At 70.1% G+C, this 15,788-nt stretch carries 14 protein-coding genes; 6 read left to right on the top strand and 8 right to left on the bottom strand.

Annotation, left to right across the window (positions count from 1 at the left end; translation table 11 throughout):
* Positions 1–16: 16 nt before the first annotated feature.
* Both ACTZQ5_RS12740 and ACTZQ5_RS12735 read left to right on the top strand, forming a co-directional pair.
* Positions 17–844 carry an alpha/beta fold hydrolase gene (locus ACTZQ5_RS12740; protein WP_443585565.1) on the top strand — a complete coding sequence of 276 codons (828 nt, stop codon included), beginning with the start codon at positions 17–19 and terminating at the stop codon, positions 842–844.
* 58 nt (positions 845–902) lie between these two features.
* Positions 903–1,493: an NADPH-dependent FMN reductase gene (locus ACTZQ5_RS12735; protein ID WP_443585564.1), complete on the top strand. Its 591-nt coding sequence runs from the start codon at positions 903–905 to the stop codon at positions 1,491–1,493.
* A 74-nt stretch (positions 1,494–1,567) separates the two neighbouring features.
* Here the strand turns inward: ACTZQ5_RS12735 and ACTZQ5_RS12730 are convergent, their stop codons facing one another.
* Entirely contained in the window at positions 1,568–2,608 is a 1,041-nt protein-coding gene (locus tag ACTZQ5_RS12730; RefSeq protein ID WP_443585563.1) for a LacI family DNA-binding transcriptional regulator, read from the bottom strand.
* Between the two features lie 330 nt (positions 2,609–2,938).
* Here ACTZQ5_RS12730 and ACTZQ5_RS12725 point away from each other — a divergent pair, with 330 nt between their 5' ends.
* Entirely contained in the window at positions 2,939–4,651 is a 1,713-nt protein-coding gene (locus ACTZQ5_RS12725; RefSeq protein WP_443585562.1) for a DUF2339 domain-containing protein, read from the top strand.
* Positions 4,652–4,657: 6 nt separating this feature from the next.
* On the opposite strand, the gene yghU is transcribed toward ACTZQ5_RS12725, so the two are convergent.
* Positions 4,658–5,536, bottom strand: a complete 879-nt coding sequence (yghU, locus tag ACTZQ5_RS12720) for a glutathione-dependent disulfide-bond oxidoreductase (protein ID WP_443585561.1) — start codon at positions 5,534–5,536, stop codon at positions 4,658–4,660.
* Between the two features lie 142 nt (positions 5,537–5,678).
* Between yghU and ACTZQ5_RS12715 the strand changes: the two genes are divergently transcribed.
* Positions 5,679–7,070: a carboxylesterase/lipase family protein gene (locus ACTZQ5_RS12715; protein WP_443585560.1), complete on the top strand. Its 1,392-nt coding sequence runs from the start codon at positions 5,679–5,681 to the stop codon at positions 7,068–7,070.
* Here ACTZQ5_RS12715 and ACTZQ5_RS12710 read toward each other — a convergent pair whose 3' ends face one another.
* The 4 genes from ACTZQ5_RS12710 to ACTZQ5_RS12695 form a co-directional block, all read right to left on the bottom strand.
* On the bottom strand, positions 7,071–8,087 hold the full coding sequence (locus ACTZQ5_RS12710; protein WP_443585559.1) for an LLM class flavin-dependent oxidoreductase: 1,017 nt from the start codon (positions 8,085–8,087) through the stop codon (positions 7,071–7,073).
* Between the two features lie 62 nt (positions 8,088–8,149).
* Entirely contained in the window at positions 8,150–9,613 is a 1,464-nt protein-coding gene (locus ACTZQ5_RS12705; RefSeq protein WP_443585558.1) for a PepSY-associated TM helix domain-containing protein, read from the bottom strand.
* Positions 9,610–10,155: a hypothetical protein gene (locus ACTZQ5_RS12700; protein ID WP_443585557.1), complete on the bottom strand. Its 546-nt coding sequence runs from the start codon at positions 10,153–10,155 to the stop codon at positions 9,610–9,612. Before ACTZQ5_RS12700 ends, ACTZQ5_RS12705 begins: the two co-directional genes overlap by 4 nt.
* 8 nt (positions 10,156–10,163) lie before the next feature.
* Positions 10,164–12,314 carry a TonB-dependent siderophore receptor gene (locus ACTZQ5_RS12695; RefSeq protein WP_443585556.1) on the bottom strand — a complete coding sequence of 717 codons (2,151 nt, stop codon included), beginning with the start codon at positions 12,312–12,314 and terminating at the stop codon, positions 10,164–10,166.
* A gap of 134 nt (positions 12,315–12,448) precedes the next feature.
* Between ACTZQ5_RS12695 and ACTZQ5_RS12690 the strand changes: the two genes are divergently transcribed.
* On the top strand, positions 12,449–13,726 hold the full coding sequence (locus tag ACTZQ5_RS12690) for a chymotrypsin family serine protease (RefSeq protein ID WP_443585555.1): 1,278 nt from the start codon (positions 12,449–12,451) through the stop codon (positions 13,724–13,726).
* Here ACTZQ5_RS12690 and ACTZQ5_RS12685 read toward each other — a convergent pair.
* Together ACTZQ5_RS12685 and ACTZQ5_RS12680 are read right to left on the bottom strand one after the other, a co-directional pair.
* A complete protein-coding gene (locus tag ACTZQ5_RS12685) occupies positions 13,707–14,288 on the bottom strand; it encodes a DUF1826 domain-containing protein (RefSeq protein WP_443585554.1) in 582 nt (193 codons plus the stop codon). The two genes, ACTZQ5_RS12690 and ACTZQ5_RS12685, sit on opposite strands and share 20 nt — an antisense overlap.
* Entirely contained in the window at positions 14,285–14,419 is a 135-nt protein-coding gene (locus tag ACTZQ5_RS12680; RefSeq protein WP_443585553.1) for a hypothetical protein, read from the bottom strand. The genes ACTZQ5_RS12685 and ACTZQ5_RS12680 overlap by 4 nt, the downstream gene beginning before the upstream one ends.
* A gap of 164 nt (positions 14,420–14,583) precedes the next feature.
* Between ACTZQ5_RS12680 and ACTZQ5_RS12675 the strand changes: the two genes are divergently transcribed.
* The gene (locus tag ACTZQ5_RS12675) at positions 14,584–15,621 is read left to right on the top strand and encodes a phosphatase PAP2 family protein (protein WP_443585652.1); all 1,038 of its coding nucleotides are present in this window, start codon (positions 14,584–14,586) and stop codon (positions 15,619–15,621) included.
* Positions 15,622–15,788 lie beyond the last annotated feature (167 nt).

Raw genomic sequence — 15,788 nt, 5'->3', positions numbered from 1 at the left:
AACAGGGAGACAGACCATGCCCTTCATCACCACCGCCGACGGGACCGAGATCTTCTACAAGGACTGGGGCCCGCGCGACGCCCAGGTCATCCACTTCCATCACGGCTGGCCGCTGAGCTCGGACGACTGGGATGCGCAGATGATGTTCTTCGTCGCCAAGGGCTATCGCGTCGTCGCGCACGACCGGCGCGGGCATGGTCGCTCCTCTCAATCGGCGACCGGCCACGACATGGACAGCTATGTCGCCGACGTGGTCGCCCTGACCGACGCGCTGGATCATCGGCAAGCCATCCACGTCGGCCATTCGACCGGCGGCGGCGAGGTGGCGCGCTATGTCGCGCAGGCCAGGCCGGGCCGGGTCGCCAAGGCGGTGCTGGTCAGCGCGGTCGCGCCGATCATGGTCCAGACGGACGCGAATCCCGATGGCGTGCCGATCGCGGTGTTCGACGAGGTACGCAGTCAGACCGCGACCAATCGCGCGCAGTTCTTCTGGGACTTCACCTTGCCTTTCTTCGGCTACAACCGCGACGGCGCCGAGGTGAAGGACGGCGTGCGCCGCAACTGGTGGCGGCAGGGGATGACGGGCAGCATCCTCGCCCACACGCTCGGCATCAAGGCATTCTCGGAAACCGACTTCACCGCCGACCTGCAGGCGATCCGCGTGCCGACGCTGGTGATGCACGGCGAGGACGATCAGGTGGTGCCGTTCACGACGACGGGCAAAATGTCCGCCGATATCGTCGCGGGCGCCGTGCTGAAGAGCTATCCCGGCCTGCCGCACGGCATGCCGACCACGCATGCCGATGTCATCAACGCGGACCTGCTCGCCTTCATCGAGGGTTGAGCACGACGGGCGCGACGGACCCCCCGCCGCGCCCTTTCCCTTTGCAAGGACCCGTTCCATGGCCGACCGCATCCTGATCCTCTACGGCTCGTACCGGTCAGACCGGCAGGGCATCGCGCTGGCGGAATGGCTGGTCACCGCCTTTCGTGCGCGTGGTGCCGAGCCCGAGCTGATCGATGCCAAGGCGGTCGGGCTGCCGATGCTCGACCGCATGTTCAAGGAATATCGGCAAGGCGAGGCGCCGCCGGCGATGGCGGAACTGGCGGCGAAGATCCGCGCGGCCGACGCCTTCGTCTTCGTCACCGGCGAATATAATTGGAGCGTGCAGCCGGGCCTCAAGAACCTGACCGACCATTTCCTGGAGGAATGGTATTGGCGTCCCGCCGCGATCGCCAGCTATTCCGCCGGCCGGTTCGCGGGCGCGCGCGCCGAGCTCGCCTGGCACGGCATCCTGTCGGAAATGGGGATGGTGGTCACGTCGAGCACGCTGGCGGTCGGCGGCATCGGCCGCGCCTTCGACGCGGACGGCACGCCTACGGGCGAGGGCGGCGCGGCGCTGGAGCGGGCCTTTCCTCGCTTCGCCGACGATCTGGGCTGGTGGACCGAAGCGGCACGCGAGCAGCGCGCGCGCCGCGCGCCGCCCTATTGAGGGCACGAACGCCGAAGGGCATCACCCTCGAATCGGTACGAGGCGTGCACCGGATCGTCGCCCGCGTGCCGATGTTACGGTGCGATATCCGATTGGCGCGCCACCAGCGTCGGCCGGATCACGGCGTCGCCCTCCGCCACCTCGCCCGACAGGGCGGCAAGCAGGGTGCGTGACGCGCTCGCGCCCATCTCGCGGATCGGCAGCCGGACGGAGGTGAGGTTGGGCCACACCCGCGCGGCCATCGGCAGGTCGTCGAAGCCGATGACGGACAGGTCCTGCGGCAGGGCGAGGCCGCGCTCGCGCGCCGCCTGCATGACGCCGATCGCCATGTCGTCGTTGAGCGCGAACACCGCGGTCGGCGGTTCGGCGAGGGCGAGCAGCCGGTGCCCCGCCGCGACGCCGCTTTCGAAGGTATAGCCGCCCTCCACATCATGCTCCGCTGCCACCGCGAGCCCGCGCGCGGCGAGCGCGGCGGTGAAGGCATCGCCGCGGACGTGCGACGAGCGATAGGAGGCGGGACCCCGCAAGAGGGCGATACGCCGATGGCCGAGATCGGCGAGCCGTTCCGCCGCCTCGGCCGCGCCCCAGGCGTCGTTGCTCACCACCATGCGTCCGGGCGCGTCGAGGGCGGTGCAGGCGATCCGCACATAGGGACAGCCGATCGCCTGGAGCAGCGCCACCAGCGCCTCGTCCTCCGACAGGGGCGGCGGCAGGATGACGCCGTCTAGGCGCTGGCGCTGGATCACCGCGCGGATATCGTCGAGCATCGTCGCCGCATCGCGCCGGCAGGGATGGACGACCAGCTCCATCCCCTCCGGCCGCAGGACGTCGAGGATGCCGAGCTGCATGTTGACGACATAGGTCGGGCTGGGATTTTCGTAGATCAGCCCGACGAGGAACGACCGGCCGAGCGCCAGGCTGCGCGCCTGCGCATTGGGGCTGAAGTGCAGGTCGCGGATCGCCGCCTCGACGCGGGCGAACATCCGGGGCGTGACATTGGGTTCGCGATTGATGACGCGCGACACCGTCTTCTTGGACACGTTCGCATAGGCCGCGACATCGGTGATCGTCGCGCGCCGCAGCGGGGCCGCGCGGCCTATCGGGTCGTCTGCCAAGCTGTCACCGTCCTTCCGTCGTCGTCCTGGGGCTGATCGACACTCAAGATGAGGATTCCCTTCATCCTCCCCCGCCAGGGCAGGGCTATCGCATATGAGGTGTCCGATCCGGGGGTGTTCTTCAATCCTCCGTCACCCCGGACCTGGTCCGGCATCCACCGTGCCGCGGATCGATACACTATGGGTCTTGCGGCACGGTGGACCCCGGAACAAGTCCGGGGTGACGGAGAATATTGGCATGGCATGCGCCTTTACCCGCAGCCGGCAGCCGTCCGGTGCCGGAATGGTACCGATATGGACATGGCGGTGTGCCGGCCGTAGGCGAGGGAGATGGAAAGACTGTACCGCGACGGCGGACCTGTCCGGGCCGCTGCGGTGCTGTTCGCCTATTGCGTCGCGATGGCGCTGTTCTTTCGCGGGCCGCTGACGAGCGGGTTCGATCTCGGTTTCGGCGAGCGCGGCGATGCGATCATCGAGATCAGCATCCTCGAACATTGGCGCAACGTGCTGACCGGCGCGGCGCATTGGCGCGACACCTTCTACTTCCATCCGTACCGCGGCACGCTCGGCTATAACGACGGCTATTTGCTGTACGGGCTGGTCTACAGCGGCTGGCGGCTGGTCGCCGATCCGTTTCACGCCGACACGCTCAACGTCTGGACCTTCAAGACGATCGGGTTCGTCGCCGCCTATCGGCTGACCGCCCGTACGCTCGCCCGCGGCTGGATCGCGGGGGCGCTGGTCGCCTTGCTGTGGACGGTAGCGAGCAACATCCACCTGCAGGCGGTGCATGCGCAATTGCAGAGCGTGGCCTTGCAGCCGGTGGCGATGATGCTGGCGATCAGCGCGGTGCGCGCGGAGCGGGACGGGCGCCGCGCGCGGGCGCGCATGCTGGCGGTGATGCTCGCCGCGCTCGTCGCCGCCTGGCTGATGACCGGTTACTACATGGCCTGGTTCACGATCTTTTCGGCGTGCCTGTTCGTCGCCTGCTGGGCCGCCCTGAGCGGCCGGTGGCGGCCTGCCGCGGCGGGGCGGCTGGCGCGCGATCATGGTGCGACGCTCGCCTGCGGCCTGGGCGCCTTTGCGGTGCTGATCGTGCCGTTCCTCGCCACCTACCTGCCGACGATGCGCGAGACGGGGGGCGAACCCTATCAGGAGATGCTGGGCTATCTGGTGACGCCGGGCATCGACATGGTGAACGTCGGCGCGGGCAATTACCTGTGGGGCTGGCTGTTCCGGCCGCTGCTGGCGCTGGCGCACTGGCTGCTGCCCGAGGATCCCGCGTTGCCGGGCCGCGTCTTCGGCGGCGAGCATGAAGCGGGGCTGCCGCCGATCCTCGCCGTGCTGGTGCTGGCGGCGGCGTGGCGGATCGTGGTGCGGCGCCGCGTCGGGATCGATCGGACGGCACCGGTCGCATGGCGCGCGTTCGCGCTGGCGATGATGGTCGCCTGGGCGCTGACGCTGCAATTCTGGTACGCCTCGCCCTGGGGGCTGGTGTTCGAGCTGGTGCCGGGCGCCAAGGGGATGCGCGTGGTGTCGCGCTATCAATTGTGGCTGACGCTGCCGTTCCTGCTGATCGCGCTCGCCGCCTGGCAGGAGCGCGCCGAGCGTTTCGCCGCGGCGCGGCCGTGGCTGGCGGCGGGGCTGGCGGGCGTGCTGGTCGTCGAGAACCTGAGTGCGGAAACGCCGGCGCAGCTGAGCCGCAGCCGCCATGGCGCCGCGCTCGCCGCCGTTCCGGCGCCGCCGGCGGGCTGCACCAGCGTCTACGTCGTGGCGACGCGGCAGGCCGAGCCGCTGTACATCAACGCGGAGCTGCACGCGCTCTACCCGCACAACGTCGATGCGATGCTGCTCGCCGAGCGCTGGCAGGTGCCGACGATCAACGGCTTTTCCACCTTCAACCCGCCGGACTGGGCGTTCGGCGCGCCGTGGGCGGCGGATTACGACGCGCGCGCGCTTGCCTATGCGCGGCGACATGGGCTCACCGGGCTGTGCCGGCTCGATGTGCGCGATGCGCAGCCGTGGCGGCGCGTGACGGGGTGACGCCGGTCAGCCGCCGGCGAGCGCCCGGTCGATGTCCGCCGCCTCGTGGCGTTCGCGCAGGAACGTGCCGGGTTCGCCGGTCACGCGGTTGACGATGCGGCCACGGCGCACCGGCTCGCGCGCGGCGATCGCCGCCGACCAGCGGGCGAGATGCGGATAGGCGCCGACGTCGAGGAATTCCCGCGCGTCATAGGCGCCGTCGAGCAGCCCGCCATACCACGGCCACACCGCCATATCGGCGATCGTATAGGCATCGCCCGCCAGATAGTCGCGCGTCGCCAGATGCGTGTCGAGCACGTGCAGCTGGCGCTTCGCCTCCATCGCATAGCGGTCGATCGCGTACTGGATCTTGAACGGGGCATAGGCGTAGAAATGGCCGAAGCCGCCGCCGACGAAGGGGGCCGAGCCCATCTGCCACATCAGCCAGTTGATCGTTTCGGCACGGGCCGCGGGCGCGCTCGGCAGGAAGGCGCCGAACCGTTCGGCGAGGTAGAGCAGGATCGATCCGCTTTCGAACAGGCGCGTCGGCGGCGTCGCGGCATGGTCGGCGAGCGCCGGGATCTTGGAATTGGGATTGAGCGCGACGAAGCCGCTGCCGAACTGGTCGCCCTTGCCGATCTCGATCAGCCAGGCGTCATATTCCGCCCCGGCATGGCCCGCGGCGAGCAGCTCCTCGAGCAGGATCGTCACCTTCTGCCCGTTGGGCGTGCCGAGCGAATAGAGCTGCAACGGGTGGCGCCCGACCAGCAACGGCGCGTCATGCGTCGCGCCGGAGACGGGGCGGTTGATCTGGGCGAACTGGCCGCCGTTCGATCGGTCCCATTCCCACACCGCGGGCGGCACATAGCCTGCGGGCTGGTTGTTCGCACCGGCTTCATCGGTCATTGTACCTGTCCTTTATCCTCGCGTCGCTCCGCATAGCCGAGTGGGCAGGCGGGGACGAGCCCGTCTGCGGCAGGGCGGTTGCCGGCTGCCGTGCGGGCGTGGCAGCATGAGGCAAACAACTGGCAGGGCAGAGGATTCGGATATGGCGGGGTTCCCGATCGGGCAGGTGCTGGCCGCGGTGGCGGCGACGGTGGCAGGCGGCGTGGCGTCATCCGCCTCCGCGCCGGACCGGCTCGTCGTCGCGACCGCGGACGGGCCGGTGCGCGGCGCAAGCGAGGCGGGTGTCGATTCCTGGAAGGGGATTCCCTTTGCCGCGCCGCCGGTCGGCGCCTTGCGCTGGCGGGCGCCGCAGGCCCCTGCGCGCTGGACCGCGGTTCGCGATGCGCGCCGCTATGCCGCCGATTGCATGCAGCTGCCCTTCCCGAGCGACGCGGCGCCACTCGGCACGACCCCGGCGGAGGACTGCCTGTACGCCAACGTCTGGAGGCCGGCGGGAACGCGTGTGGGGGCCAGGCTGCCGGTGATGGTGTGGATCTACGGCGGCGGCTTCGTCAACGGCGGGTCGTCGCCGCCGACCTACAGCGGTGCGGCGCTGGCGCGGCAGGGCATCGTGGTGGTGAGCTTCAACTATCGGCTGGGGCGGTTCGGCGCCTTCGCGCATCCCGCGCTGGGCAAGGGGGGCGGCGCACGCGAAGTCGATTTCGGCCTGCTCGACCAGCTGGCTGCGCTGCGCTGGGTGCAGGCCAATGTCGCGCGCTTCGGCGGCGATCCGCGGGCGGTGACGATCGTCGGCGAAAGCGCCGGTGGCCGGTCGGTGCACGCGCTCGTCACCTCGCCAACGGCGCGTGGGCTGTTCCGCGCCGCGGTGGTGCAATCGGGCGGGTCGGCGGCACCGGACCCGAACGGCATCGCCACGGCGGAGGCGGCAGGGATCGCCTTTGCGCAAGCGAAGGGGATCGCCGCCGACGATCCGCAGGCCGCGGAGCGGCTGCGCGCGCTGTCCGCCGAACAGGTCGTCGACGGCCTCAACCTCGCGACGCTGGGCCGCGCGACGGGGTATAGCGGGCCGGTGCCGGACGGTCGCGATTTCGTGGATGTCGGAACGGCATATCGCACCGGCGGCTTCGTGCACGTGCCGGTGATGATCGGCGCGACCAGCGACGATATCGGCGGCCCCGCCGGCCCGATGATCGCCGGCGCGCGCGAGATCGCGGGCCTGCTCGCCGGGCAGGGCGTGCCGGTCTATTACTACCGCTTCGATTATGTCGCGGGATCGGCGCGGACGCCGGACACCAAGGGCGCAGCGCATGCCACCGACATCCCCTTCTTCTTCGATACCGCGGAGATCAAATACGGCGACCGCACCGTCGCGGCCGATCGCACCGCGGCGCGGGTGATGAGCCGCTACCTGGTCGATTTCGTCAAGCGCGGCGACCCCAATGGCGGCGGCACGCCCTGGCGGCCGTATCGCGACACCGACCGGGCGATGCTGACGCTGACCCCGGCCGGCACCGCGACGCTGGCGCCGGAATGATCAGCGCCAGCCGAGCGCCGGCGCGACGTGGCGCAGCACGCCCTCGATCACATGGGCGTTATAGGCGACGCCCAGCTGGTTGGGGACGGTGAGCAACAGCGTGTCGGCTTCGGCGATCCCCTCGTCCGCGCGCAACTGCTCGATCAGCCGGTCGGGCTCGGCGGCATAGGAGCGGCCGAACACCGCGCGCATGTTGTCGATGACGCCGATCTGGTCGCTGCTGTCGCCCCGGCCGAAATAGGCGCGATCCTGATCGTCGAGGATCGGGAAGATCGCGCGCGACACCGATACGCGTGGGGTGCGGGCATGCCCCGCCTCGGCCCAGGCTTCGCGATAGACGCGGATCTGCCGCGCCTGCTGGACGTGGAACGGTTCGCCGCTTTCGTCCGCCTTCAGCGTCGAGCTTTGCAGGTTCATGCCGAGCTTCGCCGCCCAGACGGCGGTGGCGTTGTTGCCCGATCCCCACCAGATCCGGTCCTTCAATCCCTCGGCATGCGGCTCCAGCCGCAGCAGGCCCGGCGGGTTGGGGAACATCGGGCGCGGATTGGGCCGGGCGAAGCCTTCGCCGTTCAGCAGCTGGAGGAACACCTCGGCATGGCGGCGGCCCATGTCGGCGTCGCTCTCGCCGGCGGCGGGGGCGTAGCCGAAGTGGCGCCAGCCGTCGATCACCTGTTCCGGCGAGCCGCGGCTGATGCCGAGTTGCAGCCGCCCGCCGCTGATGAGGTCCGCCGATCCCGCATCCTCGACCATGTAGAACGGGTTTTCGTAGCGCATGTCGATGACGCCGGTGCCGATCTCGATGCGGCTGGTGCGCGCACCGATCGCGGCGAGCAGCGGGAAGGGGGAGGCGAGCTGCTGCGCGAAATGGTGGACGCGGAAATAGGCGCCGTCCGCACCCAGTTCCTCGGCGGCAACGGCGAGGTCGATCGACTGGAGCAGCACGTCGCGTGCCGAGCGCGTCGCCGATCCGGGCGCGGCGGACCAATGGCCGAACGACAGGAAACCGATGTTCTTCATGGGGCTGGGGTCCATCTGCTTGACCGGCCCAAGCTGAGGACGGCGGACCGCCGCGACAAGGCTCAGGCGGGAACCGCTGCGTTTCCGTAACGGGCCGGGCGCGGGGCGACCATCCGCGGCAGCAGCATCAGGGCGGCGCCGCACAGCGCCATGGCCGCGTCGATCCCCAGCACGGGCAGCGGCGCAGCGTGGAACAGTGCGAGATGCACGAGCGCCGTCGCGATCGTGCCGGCCGCCGTCGCGTCGCGCAGCGGCAGCGCGAGGACCCAGCCCGGCCGCACCGCCGCGACGACCAGCGCGGCGGCGAGCGATCCCCAGAAGGCGGCGACCAGCGGCGCCTCGGCCCCAGCCAGCGCGCGCAGCCAGATCGTGGCGACGAGTACGAGCGGCGCCCCCCACACGATCACCGCCCATGCCGCGGCAAGGTGCGTTCCGCCGAGGCCGCGGCGGCGGCGCTTCTGCAACCACAAGGTGGTGCCGGTCGCGGTGACGACGCACAGGGCAAGGCCGAGCAGCATATAGGCGGCCTCGACCGCGAGGCCGCCGTAATTGCCGAAATGGAGGTTGTAGGTGGAGGCCGCGACCTGCTTGCCGATCGCGCCGTCGGACAGGCCGAGCGCCCCGGTGAAGCGCCCGGCGGGATCGAAGGTGAAGGTTTCGCCGTAGATCAGCCGCCGCGGCAGTTCGGCGATGATCTGCACATGGCTGCCACGCGTCGCCGGATCGTGGACGATGACATAGGTCGGCGCGGCGTCGGGCATGCGGGCGTGCAGCGTCGCCAGCGCGGCGGCGATATCGGCGAGCGGGGCGGGCGCGGCATCGGCGGGCGGTTCGGTGCCGAAGATCGGGGCATAGGCCTGTTCCAGCGTGCCGCCGGACGCCTTGGCCAGCACCGAGAAGCCGACGCTGCCGAGGCCGATGAACGCGCCGGTCAGCGCCACCGCCAGTACGAAGGGCAGGGTCCATACCCCCAGCCGGTTGTGCCAGTCGGCGCGCGCGATCTGGTCGTTGTGGCGCATGCGCAGCCGGAAGGCGTCGCGGACGATGCGGGGATGCGCCAGCACGCCGGTCAGCACCAGCGCGCACAGCGCCACGCCGAGTGCGCCGACCAGGATCATGCCCCAGCTCGCCGGCAAATGGAGGTATTCGTGCAGGGCGATGACGAATTCGGTCCAGGCATGCGCCTCGGGCCCCGTCACCCGGCCGCTCGCATCGACGTACCAGCCGCCGTGGTCGGTGGTCACCACCGCGCGCGGCAGGTCGGCGGTCGGCATGCGCAGGTAGAGGTGCGTGGTCGCCGGCTTGCCGGCGTCCTGCGCCAGCCCGGCGGCCATCGCCGCCTGCGCCGCCTGCGGGGTCATCACCGCGGTTTCGGCAATCGTCGGCTGTTCCCAGCGCTGCCAGCGATCGTGGATGACGACGATCGTGCCGGACAGCGCGATGAGGTAGAGGAGCGCGCTCACCAGCAGGCCGATCGCGGCATGGCCGCCGAGCGCGCGCTGCACCAGCGTCTGCGGCCGGCTCATGCTGCGCCCCACAAAGCGGTGCCGAGCAGCGCGGCGGCGAGCGGCGCTGCGATCATGCGGGCGGGGCCGCTGCGGGTCATCTGCCACGTCATCAATAGGCCCCATGCCACGGGTTGCAGCAGTAGCGTGAGGGCGGTCGCGTCCGCCGCGTCTGCGCCGCCGCTCCGCGCCAGTGCCTGTGCCCCGAACGCCAGCCACTGCGCCGCCGCGAAGGCGACCGGCACCGCCAGCACGAACACCGCCACGCGGCGGGCGAGATCGCCCCAGCGCCGCGGCAGCAGGATCGCCGGTGCCTCGCGCGGCGGCCGTGCGATCTTCGCCGGCGAAATCCAGCCAGCGTGGAAGACGATGGCCAGCGCACAGGCCATGCCGACGACCGTGCCGATCGCCAGCCCCCAGGCGCCGTCGCGCGCGACGAGCAGGGCGAGGCCCAGCATCGCCGCCGCCCAGCCGGCCGCCGCCGCGGCCCGCCCGCCGTCCCAGCCGAAGCGGACCAGCAGCATGCCGGCGGCGATCAGGATCAGGGCGGCGGGAATCGTCATGGCCGCGATCAGTAGCGCACGCTCACCGTCCCCAGGATCGTCCGCGGCGCGGCATAGCGGCTCTGGTCGAAGGTGAGGGCGGTCAGGTATCTGGCGTTGGTCGCATTCTGCAGGTTGGCGCTCACCGCGACATGATCGGTCAGCGCATAGCGTGCGACGAGATCGACGGTGGCGACATCGCCCTGCGTCAGGCGGACGGGCTGGCCGGTGGTGCTCGAAACCGCGCCGGGCACGAAGTAGAAGCGGCTCTGATAGTTCACCGACGCGCCCAGCTTCAGCTGGCGGAACGCCTCGGGGCTCCAGGTGACGTTCAGGCGCCCGGTGTTGCGCGGCACGAAGGTGCGCACCGGCTGGTCGTCCTCCCCGCGCACGCGCATGACGGTGAAGCCGCCGGTCACCTGCACGCCGGCGGCGGGCTGGCCGCTCATCTCGATCTCGATACCCTGCGAGGTCGCGTCGACGCCCTTGTAGATCTGCCGGCCGAGCACCGTGTCGAAACCCGCCGCCTCCGCGGTGTTGTTCTGCCGCGCCTGGAACAGCGCGGCGCTGGCGTTGAACCGGCCGCCGAACCACGCCCCCTTCAGCCCCGCCTCCAGATTGTCGCCGGTGATCGGCGCGAGCAGGCGGTTGCCGGCGTCGAACTGGGTCTGCGGATTGAAGATCGTCGCATAGCTCGCATAGGCGCTGATCGTCGACGTGAGGTCGTAGGTCGCGCCGACGAACGGCAGGAAGCGGCGATTGTCGTAATTGGTCGGCGTGCCGTACGACGCGCCCTCGCTGGTCGCATGGGTCAGGTTGCCGCCGAGCATCACCTTCAGCGGATCGGCGAGATTGAGGCGGACGAGGCCGTACACCGTCTCGCGCCGCGTATGGGAACTGAGGCTGAGGTCGTAGGGCGACGGGAAGTTGGGCTTGGCGAAGGTGCCGTCGAACAGGGTGTCGAGCGGCAGGAAGACGTTGATCGCCGACACGTCGTAGCTCGAATATTGCCGGTAGCGTTCGGCCCCGCGCTGGACGCCGAACATCACGTCGTGCTCGCGCCCGCCGACGGCGACCTTGCCGCTGGCATAGGCGTCTATGGTCAGGTTGCGCGCCTCGCCCTTGAAGGCGCCGGGGTAGCTCTGGATGCCGACCGGGTTGCCGTTCGCATCGGTGCCGATCCCGCCCGGCGCCCCGCGCACCGGGTTGCCGAAGATGTAGAACAAGGTGTCGGCTTCGCTGGTCGCCTTGCGCAGCACGCTCAACTTGGCGGTCCAGCCGTTGCCGAGGTCGTGGGTCAGGTCTCCGAAGATCTGGCGGTCGACGACGCCCCAGCTCGACCATTCCGGCGCATAATTGCTGTCGCGCCCGAAATCGATCCGCGTGCCATCGGTATAATAGAGCGGGATCGCGCCCCACATCGCGCCATGGCTGCGATGGTCCTGGTGGCCGTAGCCGCCGCTCAGCACCGTGTTCGGCCCCAGATCGGCCTCGACGATGCCATAGCCGGTCCAGCGGCGCAGGCGATACCGGTCGAGGTAGCTGTCGGTGTCGAGGTAGGATCCGACCGCGCGTGCGCGGATGCCGCCATCCTTGGTCAGCGGCACGCTGACGTCGCCGTCGAGACGCAGGTTGTCGAACGAGCCATATTGCGCGGCACCCGACACCTTGAACTCGCGATAGGGACGCTTGCGGATGAAGTTGATGACCGCCGAGGGATTGCCGGTCGGCGACAACAGGCCCGGCGCGCCGCGCACCACCTCGACCCGGTCATAGGCCGCGGTGTCGATCGATCCGGTCTGGATGCCGAAGGAGAAGGGCTGGCCGACCCCGTCGATCTGGAAGGTCTGGATGTCGAAGCCGCGCGCCGAATAATAGACGCGGTCGGTTTCGCCGGCGAGCACGTTGACCCCCGGAACGGTGGCGAGCAGCGCATTGACGTCGTTGAGCTGGAAGTCCTCGATCTGCGCGCGGGTGACGACGCTGACCGACTGCGGCGTCTCGCGCAGGCTCAGCGGCAGGCGGGTGGCGGTGCGCTGATCCTTGACGCCGTAATCCTCGCTGCCTTCGCTGCGCTTGCCGGTGACGACGATGTCGTCGCTGCGCTGCGGGTCGGCGACCGGATCGGTATTCGGTGCAACCGCCGCGGTGGCCGCCAGCAAGGCGATGAAGGCCGTCATGTCTCGTGAAACTCCCTGAACTCAGGGCGCGGCATAGCGCAGATTCTGGCTATTGCAAGTCGTTATCATTATACGGGGGTGGCGCGGGTGCCGGCGTTCAGGGTTCAGCTAGGTTGCTGCGCTAGATTGGCGCGGTGGGGTGGATCGTGCGGATCGGTGGAATGGTAGCGGCGGCGCTGGCCATGGCGGCAACGCCGGCGTCGGCGCAGGTCGTCGCGCCGCCCGTGGCCGCGACCCAATCCGGCGATACGGCATTGCTGCAGGACGCCGCCGCGGTGGCGGACCGACTTGGCGTCCCGCTCGACATGGCGGTGCGCCAGCTGCGCTTGCAGGCGGCGAGCGGCCCGCTCACCGACGCACTCGCCGCACGCTATGCCGGGCGCCTGGCCGGCATCGCCATCGATCATCGTCCGACGTTTCGCATCGTGGTGCTGCTGACCGGCGATGTGCCCGTCCCCGACGAGACGGTGCTGCTGGACGGCGAACCCGTGGTCGTGACCTATCGCACCGGTGCCGCCGCCAGCCATGCCGAACTGGTGCAGGCGATCGCCGCCTATCAGCAGCCGATCCGGCAGAGCCTGCTTGCGCCGCCCGGCATGGGCCTCGACCCGCGGACCGGCGAGCTGGTCGTCGTGGTGGCCCCGCGCGACGTCGATCGGGAAGGGGCGGGGCCGCTCGCCGCTCGCCTTGCGGCGCTCACCCGCGTGCCGGTGCGGCTGCGGGTGATCGACACGCCGGCGCTCGACATGGCCGGCGCCGGCATCCAGGGCGGGGCACGCGTCACCGGCAGTCCGCCGGGCGATTCGCACCGCTATCTGTGCACCGCCGGCTTCGTCGTCACCGACGGACTGCGCACCGCGCTGGCGACGGCGGCGCATTGTCCCGATGCGCTGAGCGCTCGCGACGCGGAGGGGCGCGATACCGACCTGCCCTTCGTCGGCCAGTGGGGCTGGGGCAACCAGGACGTGCAGATCAACGCCAGCGCCGTGCCGCTCGCGCCACTGTTCTTCGCCGATACTGCCCGTACCGTCAGCCGCCCGGTCACCGGTGCGCGCGGCCGGGCGGGAACGCGCGCCGGCGACGTCGTCTGCCATCGTGGCGAGCGCACCGGCTACAGCTGCTCGCTGGTCGAGCTGACCGATTTCGCGCCGGCCGGCGACCTGTGCGGCGGCGCCTGCCTGCCGACCTGGACCACGGTCGCCGGGCCGGTGTGCAAGAGCGGCGACAGCGGCAGCCCCGTGTTCCTCGGCACCACCGCCTATGGCATCCTGAAAGGCGGCAGCTATCGCGCCGACGGCAGCTGCGCCTTCTATTTCTATATGTCGACCGACTATCTGCCGGTCGGCTGGCAGCTGCTCACCGCCGCCGCGCCGCCGACGCCAGCACCCGCGATCATCCCAGCGGATCGATGACCAGCAACAGCCGGTCTGTGCCGCTCCCCGCGATCGGCGGCGAGCGGTGGAGGATCGCCGGCTCCTCGGCCCAGCGCCGGCCCTTGAAGATCGCGACCTCGGCCGCGGCCAGCTGTTCGGGCGGGCCTTCCTCGCCGACGCGCATCCATTGCGTGCCCGGCCCCGCCAGCGTGGTGAGCAGCCGGGCGGTGACGTGATCGGCGTGGAAGCGGCGGCAGGCGTCGGTCTCCACCACCTCCAGCCGGATGCGCAACCGGTCGGCGGCCATGATCGCGGCGAACATCGCCGCCAGCGATACGATCTCGCGCACCGCATCCGCCGGCGCACGATGGCCCGCATCGGCAAGGATGACGGGAAGCATGGTGTCGAGTGCGGCAAGCTCCAGCTCCGCATCGACATCGTCCAGCGCGGCACGATCCGCCGCCGCCAGCGCGGCGAACGCGGGCGGCAGCGACCGGCGCCAGATCGCCAGATGGACCTCCGGCACGACGATGCGGGCAAGGACCAGCGAATCACCACCGATCGCCACCGCCTCGGTCCGGGCGAGCGCGGCGACGCTCATGCCGCCGTCTCCACCATGCGCTCGCCCCAGGCGGGGAACGGATCGGCAGGGGCGGTCCCCAGCCCCGGCATGAACCCGGTCGCGCGAACCGGCGCCGCGTCGAGGCGTCGGCGGATCCACGCTGCGTCCATGCCGATCACCGCCACACGCCACGCGGCATGGTTGGCGGGAACTGGTTCACAGGTGAGCGCGTGTACGTCATTCGCCTCGACTCCTCCAAGAAATGATACATAGTATCACGCTACATGAGGCGAGGCGATCCTGTACAGCGTGCGGGACGCACGGCTTGCCGGACATGTTCATAGTGGAGCAAGGTGCGCTGGCGGAGGCGGATGCCTCCAAGAGAGTGTCGCCCTTGCCCCACAGTTATGCCGCCGATGCCTATGCCACTGCCGAACGTTATGCCGGGTCCGGGTCGATACCCGCCGCGCCGCCGATGCGCGGTTATGGCCGGCCGTTGCTGGCCGCGATCTCTGCGAGCCTGGTGGTGGTCGCGCTGCTGCTGCACGCGGCGGGGCTGTCGATCGTGCCGTCCAGCAGGGGCAACCTGCCGTATCTGCTGTGCGGCGGCCTCGCGCTGGCGGTGCGGCTCACCGCTGCGCGGCTGCCGTGGCGGCATGGGCAGGTGGTGGCGGACATCGCCGAATTCTATGCGCTGTTCACGCTTATCGCGCTGACCGGCGCGGTGGCGAGCTACCCGATCGCGGCGCTCACCCACGGGTTCCACGATGCCGCCCTCCAGCGAATCGATTCGGCGATGGGGTTCGACTGGCTCGCCTGGTACCGGACGACCGCGGCGCATCCCTGGCTGCAGACACTGGGGCTGGGGGCCTATCGCAGCATCTATCTGACGCCCGCCGTGCTGCTCGGCTATGCCGCGATGCAGGGGCAGCGGCTGATGGCGCAGCGGTTTCTCGCCACCTTCTGGTTGACTGCGGTGGCGACGCTGGTCCTCTATGCGTTCACGCCGGCGGTCGGCCCCTTTTCGTACCTATGGCATGGGGCGATCCCTTATATGCCGGAGAGCGAGCAATGGCAGCAGGGGCTGATCCCGGCCTTGCGGGACGGGCATGTCCGCATCGTCGACCTCGCTCATCTGCGGGGCCTAGTGTCCGCACCGAGTTTCCACACGGCCGCGGCGGTGATCTACATCCAGGCCGCGTGGCGGATCGCCGTTCTCCGCTGGCCCGTGCTGGCGCTGAACGCGGCGATGCTGCTCGCGACGCCGGTGGAGGGCACCCATTATCTCACCGACATGATGCTGGGCGCCATGGTGGCTGCGGCAGCGATCCTCGTCCTGCACCGCGCCATGCCGGAACGCACCGCAGGCTAGCAGCTGCCGACAGGGGTGAGCGACGAAGGTTCCGGACTTTCGTCAAAAAACTGCAAAATGGTGTTGACGGGGTTGTGAGGTGGGCCTAGATGGGTGTCACCGCAGCGGCGGGCCGGACGGCTTGCTGGAGTGGTCATCGACAACCAGGCGCTTGTATCGCTCTCGGA

The sequence above is a fragment of the Sphingomonas cellulosilytica genome (genome assembly GCF_052321755.1).
GTDB lineage: Bacteria > Pseudomonadota > Alphaproteobacteria > Sphingomonadales > Sphingomonadaceae > Sphingomonas.
Note: the sequence above shows the minus strand (reverse complement) of the source record. Positions and strands in the feature narration are given on the sequence as shown.